Below are 15530 nucleotides of genomic sequence, written 5' to 3' on the forward strand. Positions count from 1 at the left end.
TCACCAGGTTTCCAGATACTGCTGTTGCTTGCGCTTGCTGCTCACTGTCAGATACCCCGGAATCTTCTCCATGACCCGACGCTTTCCCACACCCGCATCGCCCCGCATCCGCTGGCTGGCACCGCTGGCGCTGGTCGCCCTGCTCGGTGCCTGCGCGCACGCGCCGCAGCGCAATCCGCTGGCCGAGTGGGTGCCGTCGCCGAACCAGGATCTGCGTCGGCCGATCCTGATCGTGATCCATTACACCGACCAGGACTCGGTGCAGCGCAGCCTGGACACGCTGCGTTCGCACAACAGCAAGGGCAAGGTCAGCGCGCACTACCTGATCGGTCGCGACGGCAAGCGTTATCAGTTGGTCAGCGACGAACGCCGCGCCTGGCATGGCGGCGCCGGGCGCTGGGGCACGATCACCGACATCAATTCCGCCTCGATCGGCATCGAACTGGACAACGACGGCAAGACCCCGTTCGCCCCCGCGCAGATCGACAGCCTGCTGCTGTTGCTGGAGGATCTGTGCACGCGGCTGCGCATCCCGCGCACGCAGGTGGTCGGGCACGAGGACTTCGCGCCCACGCGCAAGGTCGATCCGGGCCCGCTGTTTCCATGGAAGCGTCTGGCCGAAGCTGGTTTCGGCCGCTGGCCCGCCGCGGACACGCCGCCGGCGCCGCCCGGTTTCGACCCGTGGCAGGCGCTGGCGCTGATCGGCTATCCGCTCGACGACCGCGCGGCCACGCTGCGCGCCTTCCACCACCACTACCGCGGCAACGACGCCACCGCTTTCGATGCCGAGGACTTGCGCATCCTCCATGCCTTGACCCAGCCGGCGCAGGCGCGACCGCAGCCACAGCCGACCCCGGCGCTGGAACAGGACGTGCCGTAGCGCTGCCGGGTCGTCCGCCACCGCATGCGGGCGACCACGCCTGTGCCGCCGCATCGAGCTGGCGCGGGGCGTCCATTGGATGCAACGCGTTCTTGGTAGCATGAGCGCGCCAAGAACTCCAAAGGACGCAGTGATGAGGCTCGCAAAGACAGCCCTGTGGGCGGTAACGCTCGTGTTGATCGGCGGTTGCACGGACAAGCAACCCGCCGCCGCGCAGGCGGGCACTGCAGCGAGCGCGCCGGCCGCACCCGCCGCCGCGCAATCCGATCCGGTCGCGGTCGAGGTGCCGGCACCTGGTCGCGTGCTCGACGACATCTATGGAGAGAAGGGCGACGGCTCGGCGTCCTACACGATCGACAACAACGCCCTGGCCAGCTTCTGGTACGGCTATCGCTTCGACCTCGGCGGCAAGCACTACTACACCGGCTTCGCCAATGCGGGTCCGGAGAAATACGGCAAGTCCGAGGAAGAGAACACGCCGGATCCCGCGGTCGGCGTGAGCATCAGCCAGGCCACCTATGTGCTCGACAGCGTGGACGGCAAGCCGACCTGGACGTTGTTCCATGCGCAGCGCTGGGCCGGCGATTTTGGCGCTTCTGAGAAGGCCGATACGCTGGACCAGAAGCGCAAGCCGCAGAGCACCGAGACCAAGGACGGCCACCTGCTGCTGGCGCTGCCGACCACGCACTTCGCCGACGGCATCAGCAGCTCCGGCTTCGCCGTGTTCACCTTCGACCCGAACAAGAACGACCTTGGCGACTACAAGGGCTGGGTCTACTTGGGCACCGTGGCTACTGGCGAGGACAATGGCGCGGCCTGCGACGACCAGGGCACCATGAAGTGCGCGGCCAGTACCGGTACGCTGAGCTTCGAATCCGGCACCGGGCCGCTGCCGGGCCTGCACGTGGCCATGAGCGGCACCGCCATCGCCGGCCCCGGCAAGGTCCGCACGCTCGGCCCCGCCGACGTGGCGACCTATACGTACGACCAGGCCAAGGGCCAGTACACGCCGCCGCTGGATCGCTGAACAGCCGCCGACCGGCCCGCACCAGGGCCGGCCGGAGGTGGGCGCGGAGGGGCGTTGCCCGCTGGTCGCCGGCAATGGAACTGGGTAAGATGCCGGCACGGGGCCTGATGATCAGGCGAGTCATTCGCGAGCGGCAATGGATGCTGCACTCGCCCGAAATGCCGGAGTGGAACGCCGGCTTGCGGTTCGCCATGCGCGAATCGCCATCACCGCCCCTGCTTTGGGGCCGGATTGCAATCCACCGTTCTCTGTCCGAAGCCGCGCCTGCGAGGAGTTCTTCATCCACGTAGGTCGCGCTGTGTCTGCGATGCGCAAGCGGGCGGCATCCGGATACGGCGGCGTGGCGTGTCGGGATTTTCAGGAGTGTTTTTCGGCTTCTTCAACGAATACAGGATGTTCTGCACATGTCCAATGACAACAAGCTTGCCGTCGCCACCGAAGCGCCGCCCTATCCGGGCAGCGTGCTGTATCTGATCTACGGGATCGACGGCGATGGCGCCCTCTCGTACGAAATCGACAACGGCGCCGTGGCCAGCTTCTGGTGCGGCCAGCATTTCGATCTGGGCGGCAAGCACTACTACACCGGTTTCGCCTATGCAACGCGCGGCAGGTACGGCAACGATGACGAGGAAACCTTTCCCGGTCCGGACGAAAGCGTTTCGCTCAGCCAGGCCACCTTCGTCCTGACCAACCCCGGCAGCGAGCGGCCATGGATGGTCTTCCACGCACAGCGCTACGTCGGTGCCTTCGGCAGTTACGAGCGCGCCGATGCGGTCGACGAGAAGCGCAAGCCGCAGCAGCATGTGCTGGACAACGGCCACCTGCTGCTGGCGGTGCCGACGTCGAGCTTCGACAATGGCGTCACCAGTGCCGGCTTCGCGCTATTCACCTTCGACCCGAACAAGAACGAGCTGGGCGATTACCAGGGCTGGGTGTATCGGGGAACGGTCGCGGCCGGCGAGGACAACGAGGCCAGCAGCGACGAAGAGGGCGTCGTCCCCCACGTTTCCAGCGTCGGCACACTGAGCTTCAAACCGGTGCCGGGCGAACCGATGCCAGACGTGCAGGTGGTGCTGAGCGGTACCGCGATCGCCGGCCCCGGCCGGGCGCGCATGCTCGATGCATCCGATGCGGTGCTCTATGCGTACGACCAGGCGAGCGCACAGTACCTGCCCACGAATAACGCATGAACCCGCCAGCGCGCCGATCTGTGGATGGGCGCGCTGGCAGCAGCAACACAGCAGCACACGTAGTACCCGAACAGTTTTGTTGACCGCGCACTAACAAGCTCACGGACGAGCTCGGTTGACCTTGTCGGCGCACGCCGCCGTATATCAACCTCAAGGAGTAACACGAGATGGCACGCGATTACACGAAGGCCGAGAACCTCGACATCATCGAGCGTGAGGCCAAGGAACGCCACATTCCGGTCGACGATTTCATGCGTTTCGCCTATATCGAAACCGGCGGCAAGTTCAACGAGCAGGCCAGCCGCGGCCCGAACGGCGCCAAGGGCCTGTTCCAGTTCACCCCCGGCACTGCAGCGGCCTACGGCATCAGCGGCCGCGAGCTGGATGCAGTCGCCAATACCGATGCCGCGGCGCGCCTGTACCAGGACAACCAGCATTCGCTGACCCGGCAGCACGACAAGGACCACCGTCCGTACCTGTCCGGCAAGCCGCAGCCCGATGGCCTGGACATGTACATGGCGCACCAGCAGGGTGCTGGCGGCTACCGCTCGATCCAGACCGCGGTCGCCACCGGCAGCTTCGCGCGCGAAGACACGCGCTCGAACATCCTCAACAACGTGCCGCGCGAAAAGGATGCGGGCGGCGCCAAGCAGTTCGAGGCTTACACCGGGTCTTCGCTGGCCGAGTTCAAGAAGATGTCCGACCAGGACATGGCCAAGACCTTCCTGAAGTACTGGGACACCAAGTTCGACCACATCGCGATCCCGGAAAAGGGCATCAAGCCGATTACCGAGGGCCATGCCCCGCAGCCGGTCCCGCCGGGTCGCATGCAGCCGCATCCAGCCGCACATCCGGCCACGACTGCCGCGACTGCCAAGCAGGACGGCCACGACGGGATCAAGCTCACCGCCGCGTACGAGATGGGCATCAAGTACGACGACGTGAAGTACGCGATCAACATCAAGGGCCACAGGCTTTCCCACCCCGGCGTGGACGGCAAGCATCTCGAGCAGGGCTACATCGATTGCTCCGGCTGGGTGACCGAACTGCAGAACAAGACGATGCTGGAGATCAACAAGAAAGCTGGCCACGAGGTGTTCGGCCAAAAGGATCTGTTGACGCAAGGCATGGTCGGCTCCGGCGACATCGTCAAAAAGGCTTCGCTCAGTTCCGGCGTGCTGCTGCAGGGCCAGGACGTGTTCAAGCCCGGCGCGCTGAAGGAAGGCATGGTCATCGGCGTCGATGCCAGCCAGAAATCGGGGCATGACTACTGGAACGGCATCGACCACATCATGATGGTGGTGCGCGACCCGAAGAACGGCGAGCTGCTTGTCAGCCAATCCACCGGCAGCAAGGGCGTGAACACCATGCCGCTGGACGATTACCTGGCCGGCCACAAGAACGCCAAGCTGTTCGCGTCCGACCCGCTGGCCAAGGCGCGCGACCTGCTGCAGGACAGGCAGCAGACGCAGTCGCAGAATCACAGCCAAGGCCATGACGCGCGCACCTCGCTGAAGCCGGGCGAGCAGGGCCCCGACGTGAAGGCGATGCAGCAGAGCCTGATCGAGCACGGCATCAAGGACAACAGCGGCAAGTTGCTGACCGGCACCGGCTACTACGGCGACAAGACCAAGGAAGTGGTGGCCAACCTGCAGCGCGAGAAGGGCATCGAGCCGACCGGCATCGCCGACAAGGTCACCCTCGATGCGCTGAGCAAGCTGCAGACGCAGGGCAAGGCGGAGGCCAAGGCCAACCCGGCTGCAGCCGAAGCGCAGCGTGCCGACAATCCGCTGTTCACCCAGGCGCTGGAGAAGCTGCAGAAGCAGGGGCAGAACGGCGGTTTCAACAGTCGCGAGGAAATGCAGCGTGCGGCCGGGCAGGTGGCGTTCGAGGCCAAGGTCGGCGGCATGTCGCGCATCGACGATGTGGTCCACAGCACCGACGGCAAGGGCCTGATTGCGGTGGAGCGCAACCCGAACAACCCGCACGACGTGAACCGCGCCTACGTGGACAAGCAGCATGCCGCGACGGTGCCGCTGGAGCAGAGCCAGCAGCAGCTGGTCGCGGAAACCCAGCGGCAGGCGCAGGAGCAGACCCAGGATCAGCGCACCCAGACGCAGTCGCAGACACCGACGCGCTGATGCGTGTCGCCAGCATCGGTTGCCGCCGTCACGCGGATGGCAGCCGATGCCGGTTCGATCATCGATCGGCTGGCGTCCAGGCGCGCTCGCTGCTGCATGGCTTTCCTGCTTGGCGACGCACGCGGCATCGAGCAGGTGCCGCGTGCGAAGCGACCGATCGCGTCCGTCAAGTGGACGTTGCGCATGCAAGGCACTTTGCGGCTTGTCGAGACGCTGCCGCCAGCCTGTCTGCGTTGTTTGAACGGCCGTGTAGCGGTGTCGCCGCAATCCGACGATCCGATGGACACGGTTTCGACGATCGTTTAGAACTGCCCTCCCTTACACGCATCACCACAAGGCGAATTCCAAAGTGGCCACCGTCAAGGTTCTTCCTGTTTCCTGCCTGCTCGTGCTCTGCGGTCTGACCGCGGCGTGCAACGGCGGATCTTCCGCGCCGGCGCCGGCTGCGCAATCCGCCACCGCTGCGCCAGCGACCGCGCCGGTATCGCCCGCGAGCGACGCGCCTGCGTCGAATCCGCAAGCGCCGAGCGCGCCGTCCACCGAGGCGGATGCTGCCGCCGCACCATCGAAACCTTCAGGAGAAAACGTCGTGCTGCGACCTTCCTATGACGCATGTATCAGCGCCGCCGCAGGCGTGACCCCGACGATGCAGGACTGCATCGATACCGAATACGAATACCAGGATGGCCGCCTGAACACGGTCTACAAGGCGCTGATGGCCAAGCTGGGCGACGCGGAAAAGAACGCGCTGCGCGAGCAGCAACGCAAGTGGATCTCCGATCGCGACGAGCAGTGTTTCTACGATCCCGACAGCGGGCAGGCGGGGCGTGTGGATGCCGCCGAATGCCGTCTCGACATGACCGCCAAGCGCGCGGACGAACTGGAAGCGCGCTGATTCCTGCAGTGGTTTTTGCGATGCAATTTTTTAGACAAGGAGATGGACGATGAGCGACAAGGATTGGGAACTGGGTCAGACCTCGAAGCATTACGAAACCGGCGGACGCGGCTCGAGCACGGTGTCCTCCGGCATCGATGATCCGGGTGGCGTGTCCTACGGTTCCTACCAGATGACCTCGCAGGTCAAGACCAAGGAAGGCACGGTCATCGTGGGCGGGACGGTCGCGGCCTTCGTGAAGGACAGCAAGTACGCCGACGACTTCGCCGGCCTGAAGCCCGGCTCGGCCGACTTCAGCGCGAAGTGGAAGGAGCTGGCCAGGACCGACGACAGCTTCGCGCAGGAGCAGCACGACTACATCAAGCGCACGCACTACGACAAGCTGGTCGACCGGCTGCAGGACAAGGGCGTGGACCTGTCCGACCGCGGTCCGGCGGTGCAGGATGCGCTGTGGAGCACCGCGGTGCAGTACGGCCCCGGCAGCGACAAGAAGCCGGGCGGCTCGGGCGTGTTCCTGAATGGACTGGAAGAGAAGTTCGGCAAGGACTACGACCTGTCCAAGCTCTCCGACAAGGACATCGTCAGCGCGGTGCAGGATTACAAGGCCGACCACGTCAAGGGACTGTTCCCGCGGGTGGAGAAGCAGAGGACTCTGGATTCGCTGCAGAACCGCGCCGAGAACGAGAAGGCGGACCTGCTCAAGCTGGCCGACCAGGACAAGACGGTCACCCGGACCGGCGAGCAGCCGGCCAAGCATGAGCGTGCACCGCACGCGGACAAGTCGCACGGCGGCAACGGCCCGCATGCGGACAACGGCGACGGCGTGCTCAAGCGCAACGAGCAGGGCGCCGCGGTGAAGGACATGCAGGAGAAGCTGTCCAAGCTCGGTTACCTGGACGCGAAGGACGCCATCGGCACCTACGGTCCGAAGACCGAGGCGGCGGTGGAGAAATTCCAGCAGGACAACCGGCTCAAGGGCGTGGACGGCAAGGCCGGCCCGGAGACGCTCGCCTCCATCGACAAGAGCCTGCAGCGGGAGCAGGGCGTGGAGCAGTTGCGCCGCGACAATCCGATGTTCGACCAGGCGGTCAAGCAACTGGAGAAGCAGGGGCCGAACGGCGGCTTCGGCAGCCGCGAGGAGATGCAGCGCGCGGCCGGCCAGGTCGCGTTCGAGGCCAAGGTCAACGGCATGTCGCGCATCGACGATCTGGTGCACAGCACCGACGGCAAGGGCATGATCGCGGTGGAGCGCAACCCGAACAACCCGCACGACGTGAACCGCGCCTACGTGGACCGGCAGCAGGCCGCCACGGTGCCGCTGGAGCAGAGCCAGCAACAACTGGCGGCCGAAACCCAGCGCCAGACGCAGGCGCAGGAGCAGACCCAGGACCAGCAGCGTACCCAGTCGCAATCGGCACCGTCGCAAGGGCGTTGATCCCTATGGCGCCGGCGGTTGTCGCTGGCGCCAACTGCGTTGCAACAGGCGCCAGCCCGGGTTCACCGGGCTGGCGGCCAACGCCTCTCGTGCAGAGGCAACAGCCACGGCGTAGTCGCTCGTGGCTCGCGTAGGTATTCGATTTCGTTTGTCCCGCCATACAGCGCCGCGCATCGGCAGCGACCGCATGTGCGAGGCATTTTGCAGGAACGCTGCGCCAGCGGTGTCATCGTCTGTCTGCTGCTCGCAAGGAAGCAACGCTCGAGCGGCACAGCTGACGCAAACGCCAGCAATGCTCCAGCTCATCGCCCCGGCTGTTCGCCGCGCGTGCCCAGGCTGGCCGAGAGATGGTCGATCCACACGCGCAGTTTGGGCAGCACATGGCGGTGCGAAGGCCACAACATCCAGAACGTGCCTTCGACGACGTTGTAGTGCTCCAGCGCCGTCTGCAGCAGGCCCTGCCGCAGGGCGTCTTCCACCGCGAAATCGGGCAGGTAGGCGATGCCCATGCCGCCTATGGCCGCGCTCAGCGTGGCTTCGATGCTGCCCAGGGTCATGGTCGTGGGCACGCGCAGTTCGGCCAAGTCGGCACCCGCTTCGCTCAGGCGCCACTCCTGCAGCTTGCCGCTCGACGGATACCTGAAGCGCAGGCAGCGATGGGCCGCCAGGTCCTGCGGATGCGCGGGCATGCCGTGCTGGGCGAAGTACCGCGGCGAGCCGCACAGCTTGAAGCGGAAGGGGCACAGGCCGCGCGCCGACAGCCGCGAGTCCGCCAGCGTGCCGCTGCGGATCGCCATGTCGAAGCCTTCGTCGACGACGTCGACCAACCGGTCGCTGAAATCGATGTCGAGTTCCACCTGCGGATACGCCTGGACGAAGGCTGGCAATACCGGCATCAACAACCGGTGCCCCGCGGCGGGCACGCTGATGCGCAGGCGTCCGCGCGGCGCGCTCGCATTCTTGGAGAGCGCCGCCTGCGCATCTTCCAGGTCTTCCAGGATCCGGCGGCAGCGCTCGAAGAACTGCATGCCTTCCTCGGTGAGGCGATGCTGCGCGTGCTGCGATGGAACAGGCGCACGCCGAGCTTGGCCTCGAGCCGCGCGATGCTCTTGCCGATGGCCGAGGGCGACAGCCCCAGTACCCTGGACGCGGCGACGTAGCTGCGGGTCTCGGCTGCACGGACGAACGCGGTCAGCCCGCTCACATGGTCCATTTTTTCTCGGCCTCTGCGGAGATGGAATTGACGACAATTTGTCGTGTCTATCCGGAATCATGGCTTGTTTCAAGCCGATTGAAGCCATCCTATCTTTTGTCGATCCGTTTTGTGGATGCGCCCGACAAAGGATCCGATGTGAATTCTCCTGACCCCACGCACGCTGCCGACGCGAAGAAATGGCTGCTTCTCGGCGCGGTATTGCTCGCTGCCTTGTCCATGCCGCTGAGCTTCACCGGCCCGGCGGTGGCGCTGCCCGCCATCGGCCAAAGCCTGGGCGGCAGTCCCGTCGCCCTGAACTGGGTGACCAATGCCTTCATGCTGGGCTTCGGTGGTTGCCTGATGGCGGCCGGCGCGCTCGCCGACCAGTTCGGCCGCCGCCGCCTGTTCGTTCTGGGGATGGGCGGTTTCGCCGCCGCCTCGCTGGCCCTGGTCTTCGTGCCGGACATCGTCTGGCTCGATGCGCTGCGTGCCGTGCAGGGCGTGGCCGGCGCGGCGGCGTTTGCCGGTGGCGCGGCGGCACTGGCACAGCACTTCGACGGTCATGCGCGCACCCGGGCCTTCAGCCTGCTGGGCACCACCTCCGGCGTCGGCCTGGCGTTCGGGCCGGTGCTCGCCGGTTTCCTGATCGAGCGCCTGGGATGGCGTTCGGTCTTTTTGAGCGTCACCGTGCTGGCTGCGTTGGCGCTGCTCTGCGGCTGGCGCTGCATGCCCGAATCGCGCGACCCGGATGCGCAAGGGTTGGACTGGCTCGGCGCCCTCGGTTTCACCGCGGCGTTGACGCTGTTCACCTATGCGTTGCTGCAAGCGCCGGAGCACGGTTGGAGCGACCTCACGGTGGCCGGCCCGCTGGCCGCCGCGGCCGTGCTGCTGGCGGCCTTCGTGCTGATCGAGACCAGGGTGAAGCGGCCCATGCTGGACCTGTCCTTGTTCCGCTACCCGCGCTTCGTCGGCGTGCAGTTCCTGGCGGCGGCGCCGGCCTATTGCTACGTCGTGCTGCAGGTGCTGTTGCCGGCACGCTTCATCGGCATCGAGGGCTACAGCGCGATGGCGGCCGGACGCATGATGATCGCCCTGTCCGCACCGATGCTGATCGTGCCGATCCTGGCGGGCATGCTGACGCGCTGGCTGTCGGCCGGCCTGATCTCCGGCATCGGATTGTTGACCGCCGCCGGCGGCCTGGCGTGGCTGGCGCAGTGCACGCCGGGGCAACCTGCCGCGCAGTGGTTGGGACCGCTGCTGGTGATCGGCCTGGGCACCAGTCTGCCCTGGGGCCTGATGGATGGCTTGGCCGTGAGCGTGGTGCCTAAGGAACGCGCCGGCATGGCCATGGGTATCTTCAGCACCACGCGCGTGGCCGGCGAAGGCGTGGCGCTGGCCGTGGTAGCCGCCATGCTCGCCGGCCTGGTGCAGTCCCGCTTGCGCGGCGCGGACCTGGTGGATGGCGCGCAGGCCTTGCCCGAGGCCGCGCAGCGCCTGGCGATGGGCGACCTGGCGCATGCCGCGACCGTGTTGCTCGGTATCGATCAGGCCTTGCTGGTGCACGGCTACGGCGACGCCTTTCGCATCCTGCTTTACATCCTCAGCGCAATCACGGTGCTGTCGAGCGGCATGGTCTTCGGTTTGTTGACGCATCGCTCGGCCCAGGAAGCAGCGTCGGAGCATGCGCTGCAGCCGTGGCCCGACGCGGCTGCGAGTGACGCGTCGCCCGCGCGCAAGGCTATGGGCGAGCCGTCACCGCGCGCCGTGAAGCACAACGCCTGAGCGGCAAGCAGGCGATCGCCGCCATGCGTGCTTCGCGATCGAATCCAATGGCACAGGCGGGCCGTCGTGCGGCGCGATGGCCTATGCTGGGGCCATGTCGCATTTCGCCTCCGTTGTGCCGCATCCCGTGCCGCGTCAGCAGCGCCAGGCATTGCGCGCACGCCGTGTCGCGCTCGTGCTGCTCGCCGCATGTGCCGTCGCCGGGCCGGGCAGCGCGCTGAGCGCGGCGGTCACGCCGGCCGCGTCGCCGGCGACCACGCCCGCGCAAGCCGGGTTGGTGGACGTGCACGAGGTCGCGCCGGACATCACGATGGACATCCGCTATGCCGGCCACGACAACTTCACCGGCCGCCCGGTGCCCGGTTACGACGCGCCGAAGTGCTATCTGCTGGCCCCGGCTGCGCAAGCGCTGGCGCGCGTGCAGCACGCGTTGCGCGCCGAGGGCTACAGCCTGCAGGTGTTCGACTGCTACCGGCCGCAGCGCTCGGTGCGCGCCTTCGTGGCCTGGGCGGGCGACCTCGGCGACCAGCTCGCCAAGGCGCGTTATTACCCGCGCCTGGACAAGCGCGTGCTGCTCGGCGACTACATCGCCGAGACCTCCGGCCACAGCCGCGGCGCGACGCTGGACCTTGGCCTGCTCGACTGCCGCAGTGGCCATTGCGCGCCGCTGGACATGGGTACCGGCTTCGACTTCTTCGATCCGTTGGCGCACACCGACGCGGCAGGAATCGATGCGGCCCAACGCGCGAACCGCCAGCGCCTGCTGCGCGCGATGGCGGCGCAGGGCTTCGCCAACTACCCGCTAGAGTGGTGGCACTACACCTTCCAGCCCGAACCCAGCCCCGGCACCGCCTACGACGTGCCGGTACGCTAGGGCTTCCCGTATCGCTTCATAGGCCAAGCTCATGTCCGGCATGCAAAGCTTCATCGACCTGCAGTGCCCGTATTGCGGCGAATGGATCGACCTGGCGCTGGACCCGTCGGTCGAGACGCAGCAATACGTGGAGGATTGCCAGGTCTGTTGCCGGCCGATGCTGGTGACGGTGCGCTGGGACGAAGACGGTGCGCCGGTGGTGAGCGCCAGTGCCGAAAACGATGGCTGATGCGGTTCCTCTCGGTCGATTGCCGGGGGTAAGCGCGGACTCCTGGTGGCCTCGGGGAATGGTCACGGCAGAAGCCTTTGACATTGCGCTTTGCGAGGATGCCCGCATGCGTTGTGGGGATGGCGACGCTTAGTTAGGACCGCACGCAGGCAGCCACACCGCCTAGACTGGCGCTCTCCTCGCCACCAGGAAGCACCGCAATGAATCTCCCGCTGCACTTCGGCCTGCTGGGCTCGCTCGAAGCCGGGCTGATCGCGTTCGCGGTCGGGTTCCTCGTGTACGCGCTGTGGCACCGCCTGTGCCGCTGGCTGCAATGGTCCGAGGGCCATGCGCTGGGCTGGTCGTGCCTGATCGCGGTCGCTGTGTCGGCGGGGATCGATTGCTGGAACCTGTTCTACACCGGCATCGTGCGCCTGGAGTCGCCGTTGTACGCGCGGCTGGCGCTGGCCAGCATCCACGATCCGAACGAGTTGGGCTCGCGGGTGGTGCTGGAAGTGTCCGGTGCGCTTGCCGGTGTCGCCGCGGCCTGGGTCGCGTTCAGTTCGCGTTCAAGCGAAAAATCCGGCGACGAGGAACGCGAAATCGGGTGAAACACACGCTTTTTTTCCAAGTTCCGAACGTCTCGAACGAAGGCCTTACCGCACGCTCACCAAGCGCTAACCAAGCCGGTAACGCGTGTTCTCCCCGAGGTGGTTAATGAAGCGTTGCCTGCGGTTTTTCGCAAGGGAATGGATTCAGCCTGGCACGGGCACGGTGTAGCCATGCACCGGATTCAACCGGGCATGCCACAACCGAGAGAGCACAGGAGACCACCCATGAACATTCGCAACCGCACGCCGCTGATCGGGACCGCCGCCATTCTCGCCGCCGCACTGGCCATGCCGGCCTTCGCCCAGGATGCGCAGAGCGATGCCGCCACCCAGGCGCAGTCGCCCACCAGCGCGACCGGGCAGTCCGCGCAATCCGGCGCTTCGGGCGGCGGCCAGACCTGGGCCGACGTCGATACCGATAGCGACGGCGCCATCAGCAAGCAGGAAGCGCAGGTCAATGCTGGCCTCAGCCAGATCTTTGCGCAGGCCGATGCCGATCACAACGGCAAGTTGACCCCGGACGAATACAAGGCGTATGTCGCCAAACAGCAGCAGGGCGGCGCCGCCGGCAGCAACGGTCAGTAACGCCGACGACGGCAAGGCGCCGCGGTCGGTACGCGCATAGACGAGGACGCGTGCCGATCGCGGCGCGGAGACGACGTAACTGGCCTGATCGAACGTGAAAGATAGGTGTGAGGAAGGGCGGCCTGGTGCCGCCCTTCCGCTTTTGCACTGCAACCGAAACATCGGCACGGCCGGCATCGCTGCGGCCATAAGCGGCGCCGCAAGGAGTAGGGTGTCCATTCGCCGTTGGATGGGGCCGCCCATGAGTTCTTCACGCTATTCGCTGCGCCTGTGCCTGGCGTCGTCGTTGGCGGCTCTCGCCGCAACCGGCATGGCCGCGCCGCAGCAGGATCCTGCCGCACCCGTATTGCCCCTCCCTGTGCCGACACCCGCGCCCACCCCGGCGCCGGCCCCGCTGCCGCCATTGCCCGCGCCGCCGGCCTCGACCTTGCCGGTGCCGGCAGCGCCTGCCAGCGACGCCGGTGCTTCTGCGGGCGCACGCAGTTTCGCCGCACTGGACCTGGACCGCGACGGCCGCATCGACCGTACCGAAGCCGCCGCCGACCCGGTCCTGCGCGAAACCTTCGACACGTTCGACGCCGATGCCGACGGCGCGTTGTCGCGCGAGGAGTACGCGCACTATCAGCCCGGCCCCGGCGATCCTGCGGCGCAATAAGCGGCGCTGCTATGCTTGCGCGATGCCTACTCCTACCGCTCTGCGCTCCTCCGCCATCGCTCTGGTCGGCTTCGACGGCGACGACACGCTGTGGAAAAGCGAGGACTACTACCGCGACGCCGAAGCCGCGTTCGAAGCCATCCTCGGCCACTACCTGGACCTGCGCGACGTCGGCACCCAGCAGCATCTGCTGACGGTGGAGCGGCGCAATCTGAAAGTGTTCGGCTACGGCGCCAAGGGCATGACCCTGTCGATGATCGAGGCGGCGATCGAACTGACCGATGCCCGTATTTCCGCGCGCGATCTGCAGCGCATCGTCGAGATCGGTCGCGCCACGCTGCAGCATCCGGTGGAGGTCATCGCCGGCGTGCGCGAGGCGGTGGCGGCGATCGCCGCCGATTTCGAGGTGGTGCTGATCACCAAGGGCGATCTGTTTCACCAGGAGGCGAAGATCGCGCAATCCGGACTCGGTGCGCTGTTCCCGCGCATCGAGATCGTGTCGGAAAAGGATCCCAAGACCTACGCCAAGGTGCTGGCTGAATTCGGCATCGGTGCCGAGCGCTTCGTGATGATCGGCAACTCGCTGCGCTCGGACGTGGAGCCGGTGATCGCGCTCGGCGGTTGGGGCATCCATACGCCCTATGCCACCACCTGGGCGCACGAGGCCGAGCATGGCGTGTCCGCCGACGAACCGCGTCTGCGCGAGGTGGCCACGGCGGCCGAGTGGCCGCAGGCGGTAGCCGACCTGAACCGGCATGCGGCGGCGCAGGGTGTTTTGCCGCTGGGGTGAGGGCGCTTGCGGTGCCGGTTCCCTAGGCATCGATCGCCGCGCCGCCAGTGCGTGCAGCGAGTACGAAAGCAGACGCTGGTAGCGGCAGTACGTGAGCGCGCGCTTCGCGTTCGCCGGTACGCCGCGGGAGCGGCCCGAGCGGAGTGACCGCGTGCCATCGGTGCCGATTCTCCATCCGGCGCGCACTTGCGCTGAGCGTAAGCCGAGCGTGTCTGCCATGTCGGGTGGATGCGGCGCGTTGCGGGCCTTCGTGGAGACCGTACCAACAGCGCCACCCTGACAGTCATGCCGGCATCCGGCAGAATCGACACATGCCGTCTCGCCTGCGCTCCCTCTGCCTGATCCTGCCGCTGGCGCTATGCATGGCGAGCGCCGCAATGGCCCAGGACACAGCGGCGCCGAGCGCTGCTGCGGCGGATGCCGCCGTGCCCGGCAGCGGCGATGCCTGGATCGACCGCCAACTGCTGGACATCGACCGCTATGCCGCGCGCTATCCGGACAGCTTCCTGGACGAGGTGGCGCGCTATGCGCAGTTGCCGCGGGGCTATGCCGAGGCGCTGTTGCGCGAGCGCCGCTGGCCGCCGCGCGACATCTACTTCGCCTGCTTCCTGGCCAAGGCGGCGGGACTGCCGTACCGCGAGGTGGTGCGTGCGCGGGCCGGCGCCGGCCCCGACGCCAGCTGGGCGGACGTAGCGAACGCGTTGCAGGTCGAGCCAGGTTCGCTGACCTACCGTGCGCTGCGCCACGCGATCGTCGCCAGCTACGACCACTGGGACCGGCCGATCGCGCTGGATGCGCTGTTGCGCCGCCAACTCGGCGACCGCGCGCAGCGCGACCAAGCGGCGGTGCAGTAGACGCGGCCGACGCCTTACAGAAAGCGGTCGGCGGCGCGCGGCCGATGCGGAGGCTCCGCTCGAATGCCCGCAGTGCTGGGCCAATCCGGCGAAACCCCTGTGGGAGCGACTTCAAGGCACCTCTAATAACCTCGATTCCCAGAATTGCACGCTAGGCACATCAATCGCTTGCGAACGCTTAGGCCGAGCTTTTCGGGTTATTAGAAGTGCCCTTCAGTCGCGACGCGTCGGCGTACCAAGCCTAAGCCGACAGCCGCGAAAACCGGTAAGCGCCGCCGCTGCGCTTGTCGCGACTGAAGGGCACTTCTAACCTCGATTCCGAGACTGCACGCCAGGCACATCAATCACTGCGAATGCTTGGGCGAGCTTTTGGGGCTTGCAGGTACCCTGAAGTCGCTCCCATATGGG

At 66.7% G+C, this 15530-nt stretch carries 16 protein-coding genes and 1 pseudogene; 15 read left to right on the forward strand and 2 right to left on the reverse strand.

The window, feature by feature from the left end; genetic code table 11:
- Window positions 1-70: 70 nt before the first annotated feature.
- The 7 genes from HEP74_RS02660 to HEP74_RS02690 all read left to right on the forward strand — a co-directional run bounded on the left by HEP74_RS02660 (window position 71) and on the right by HEP74_RS02690 (window position 7568).
- Complete coding sequence (locus HEP74_RS02660) at window positions 71-880, forward strand: N-acetylmuramoyl-L-alanine amidase (RefSeq protein ID WP_185815074.1); 810 nt, start codon at window positions 71-73, stop codon at window positions 878-880.
- Window positions 881-1013: 133 nt separating this feature from the next.
- Entirely contained in the window at window positions 1014-1907 is an 894-nt protein-coding gene (locus tag HEP74_RS02665; protein WP_185815075.1) for a hypothetical protein, read from the forward strand.
- 404 nt (window positions 1908-2311) lie between these two features.
- The gene (locus HEP74_RS02670) at window positions 2312-3097 is read left to right on the forward strand and encodes a hypothetical protein (protein ID WP_185815076.1); all 786 of its coding nucleotides are present in this window, start codon (window positions 2312-2314) and stop codon (window positions 3095-3097) included.
- 167 nt (window positions 3098-3264) lie between these two features.
- Window positions 3265-5238, forward strand: a complete 1974-nt coding sequence (locus tag HEP74_RS02675) for a peptidoglycan-binding protein (RefSeq protein ID WP_185815077.1) — start codon at window positions 3265-3267, stop codon at window positions 5236-5238.
- 36 nt (window positions 5239-5274) lie between these two features.
- Window positions 5275-5544, forward strand: coding sequence for a hypothetical protein (locus HEP74_RS02680; protein ID WP_185815078.1), 270 nt, complete (start codon window positions 5275-5277; stop codon window positions 5542-5544).
- A 43-nt stretch (window positions 5545-5587) separates the two neighbouring features.
- A complete protein-coding gene (locus HEP74_RS21860; protein ID WP_255427860.1) occupies window positions 5588-6133 on the forward strand; it encodes a lysozyme inhibitor LprI family protein in 546 nt (181 codons plus the stop codon).
- Window positions 6134-6182: 49 nt separating this feature from the next.
- Window positions 6183-7568: a peptidoglycan-binding domain-containing protein gene (locus HEP74_RS02690; protein ID WP_185815079.1), complete on the forward strand. Its 1386-nt coding sequence runs from the start codon at window positions 6183-6185 to the stop codon at window positions 7566-7568.
- 302 nt (window positions 7569-7870) lie between these two features.
- Here the strand turns inward: HEP74_RS02690 and HEP74_RS02695 are convergent, their stop codons facing one another.
- On the reverse strand, window positions 7871-8596 hold the full coding sequence (locus HEP74_RS02695; protein ID WP_343203497.1) for a LysR substrate-binding domain-containing protein: 726 nt from the start codon (window positions 8594-8596) through the stop codon (window positions 7871-7873).
- 77 nt (window positions 8597-8673) lie between these two features.
- Window positions 8674-8781 (reverse strand): annotated as a pseudogene (locus HEP74_RS22035) (LysR family transcriptional regulator); the annotation flags it as partial.
- Between HEP74_RS22035 and HEP74_RS02700 the strand changes: the two are divergent.
- The 8 genes from HEP74_RS02700 (at window position 8773) to HEP74_RS02735 (ending at window position 15122) form a co-directional block, all read left to right on the forward strand.
- Window positions 8773-10545: an MFS transporter gene (locus HEP74_RS02700; protein ID WP_221893154.1), complete on the forward strand. Its 1773-nt coding sequence runs from the start codon at window positions 8773-8775 to the stop codon at window positions 10543-10545. The pseudogene HEP74_RS22035 and the gene HEP74_RS02700 sit on opposite strands and share 9 nt — an antisense overlap.
- Before the next feature lie 151 nt (window positions 10546-10696).
- Window positions 10697-11419, forward strand: coding sequence for a M15 family metallopeptidase (locus HEP74_RS02705; RefSeq protein ID WP_255427861.1), 723 nt, complete (start codon window positions 10697-10699; stop codon window positions 11417-11419).
- 31 nt (window positions 11420-11450) lie between these two features.
- The gene (locus tag HEP74_RS02710; protein ID WP_185815081.1) at window positions 11451-11648 is read left to right on the forward strand and encodes a CPXCG motif-containing cysteine-rich protein; all 198 of its coding nucleotides are present in this window, start codon (window positions 11451-11453) and stop codon (window positions 11646-11648) included.
- Window positions 11649-11848: 200 nt separating this feature from the next.
- On the forward strand, window positions 11849-12238 hold the full coding sequence (locus HEP74_RS02715) for a hypothetical protein (RefSeq protein ID WP_185815082.1): 390 nt from the start codon (window positions 11849-11851) through the stop codon (window positions 12236-12238).
- Between the two features lie 225 nt (window positions 12239-12463).
- Window positions 12464-12823, forward strand: a complete 360-nt coding sequence (locus HEP74_RS02720; RefSeq protein ID WP_185815083.1) for an EF-hand domain-containing protein — start codon at window positions 12464-12466, stop codon at window positions 12821-12823.
- A gap of 274 nt (window positions 12824-13097) precedes the next feature.
- Window positions 13098-13478 (forward strand): EF-hand domain-containing protein, encoded by a 381-nt coding sequence (locus tag HEP74_RS02725; RefSeq protein WP_524540783.1) that lies wholly within the window; start codon window positions 13098-13100, stop codon window positions 13476-13478.
- Window positions 13479-13500: 22 nt separating this feature from the next.
- Complete coding sequence (locus HEP74_RS02730; protein ID WP_185815085.1) at window positions 13501-14268, forward strand: HAD family hydrolase; 768 nt, start codon at window positions 13501-13503, stop codon at window positions 14266-14268.
- Window positions 14269-14579: 311 nt separating this feature from the next.
- Window positions 14580-15122, forward strand: a complete 543-nt coding sequence (locus tag HEP74_RS02735) for a hypothetical protein (protein WP_185815086.1) — start codon at window positions 14580-14582, stop codon at window positions 15120-15122.
- Window positions 15123-15530: the final 408 nt, after the last annotated feature.

The organism is Xanthomonas sp. SS (assembly GCF_014236835.1).
Taxonomy (GTDB): Bacteria; Pseudomonadota; Gammaproteobacteria; order Xanthomonadales; family Xanthomonadaceae; genus Xanthomonas_A.

Excerpts from the sequence above, each read along its gene's own strand:
- HEP74_RS02710 (WP_185815081.1), top strand. The coding sequence starts at position 11,451 with ATGTCCGGCATGCAAAGCTTCATCGACCTGCAGTGCCCGTATTGCGGC.
- HEP74_RS02690 (WP_185815079.1), top strand. The coding sequence starts at position 6,183 with ATGAGCGACAAGGATTGGGAACTGGGTCAGACCTCGAAGCATTACGAA.
- HEP74_RS02700 (WP_221893154.1), top strand. The coding sequence starts at position 8,773 with ATGGTCCATTTTTTCTCGGCCTCTGCGGAGATGGAATTGACGACAATT.
- HEP74_RS02735 (WP_185815086.1), top strand. The coding sequence starts at position 14,580 with ATGCCGTCTCGCCTGCGCTCCCTCTGCCTGATCCTGCCGCTGGCGCTA.
- HEP74_RS02660 (WP_185815074.1), top strand. The coding sequence starts at position 71 with ATGACCCGACGCTTTCCCACACCCGCATCGCCCCGCATCCGCTGGCTG.
- HEP74_RS02670 (WP_185815076.1), top strand. The coding sequence starts at position 2,312 with ATGTCCAATGACAACAAGCTTGCCGTCGCCACCGAAGCGCCGCCCTAT.
- HEP74_RS02675 (WP_185815077.1), top strand. The coding sequence starts at position 3,265 with ATGGCACGCGATTACACGAAGGCCGAGAACCTCGACATCATCGAGCGT.
- HEP74_RS02680 (WP_185815078.1), top strand. The coding sequence starts at position 5,275 with ATGGCAGCCGATGCCGGTTCGATCATCGATCGGCTGGCGTCCAGGCGC.
- HEP74_RS02695 (WP_343203497.1), bottom strand. The coding sequence starts at position 8,596 with ATGCAGTTCTTCGAGCGCTGCCGCCGGATCCTGGAAGACCTGGAAGAT.
- HEP74_RS02665 (WP_185815075.1), top strand. The coding sequence starts at position 1,014 with ATGAGGCTCGCAAAGACAGCCCTGTGGGCGGTAACGCTCGTGTTGATC.
- HEP74_RS02720 (WP_185815083.1), top strand. The coding sequence starts at position 12,464 with ATGAACATTCGCAACCGCACGCCGCTGATCGGGACCGCCGCCATTCTC.
- HEP74_RS02730 (WP_185815085.1), top strand. The coding sequence starts at position 13,501 with ATGCCTACTCCTACCGCTCTGCGCTCCTCCGCCATCGCTCTGGTCGGC.
- HEP74_RS02715 (WP_185815082.1), top strand. The coding sequence starts at position 11,849 with ATGAATCTCCCGCTGCACTTCGGCCTGCTGGGCTCGCTCGAAGCCGGG.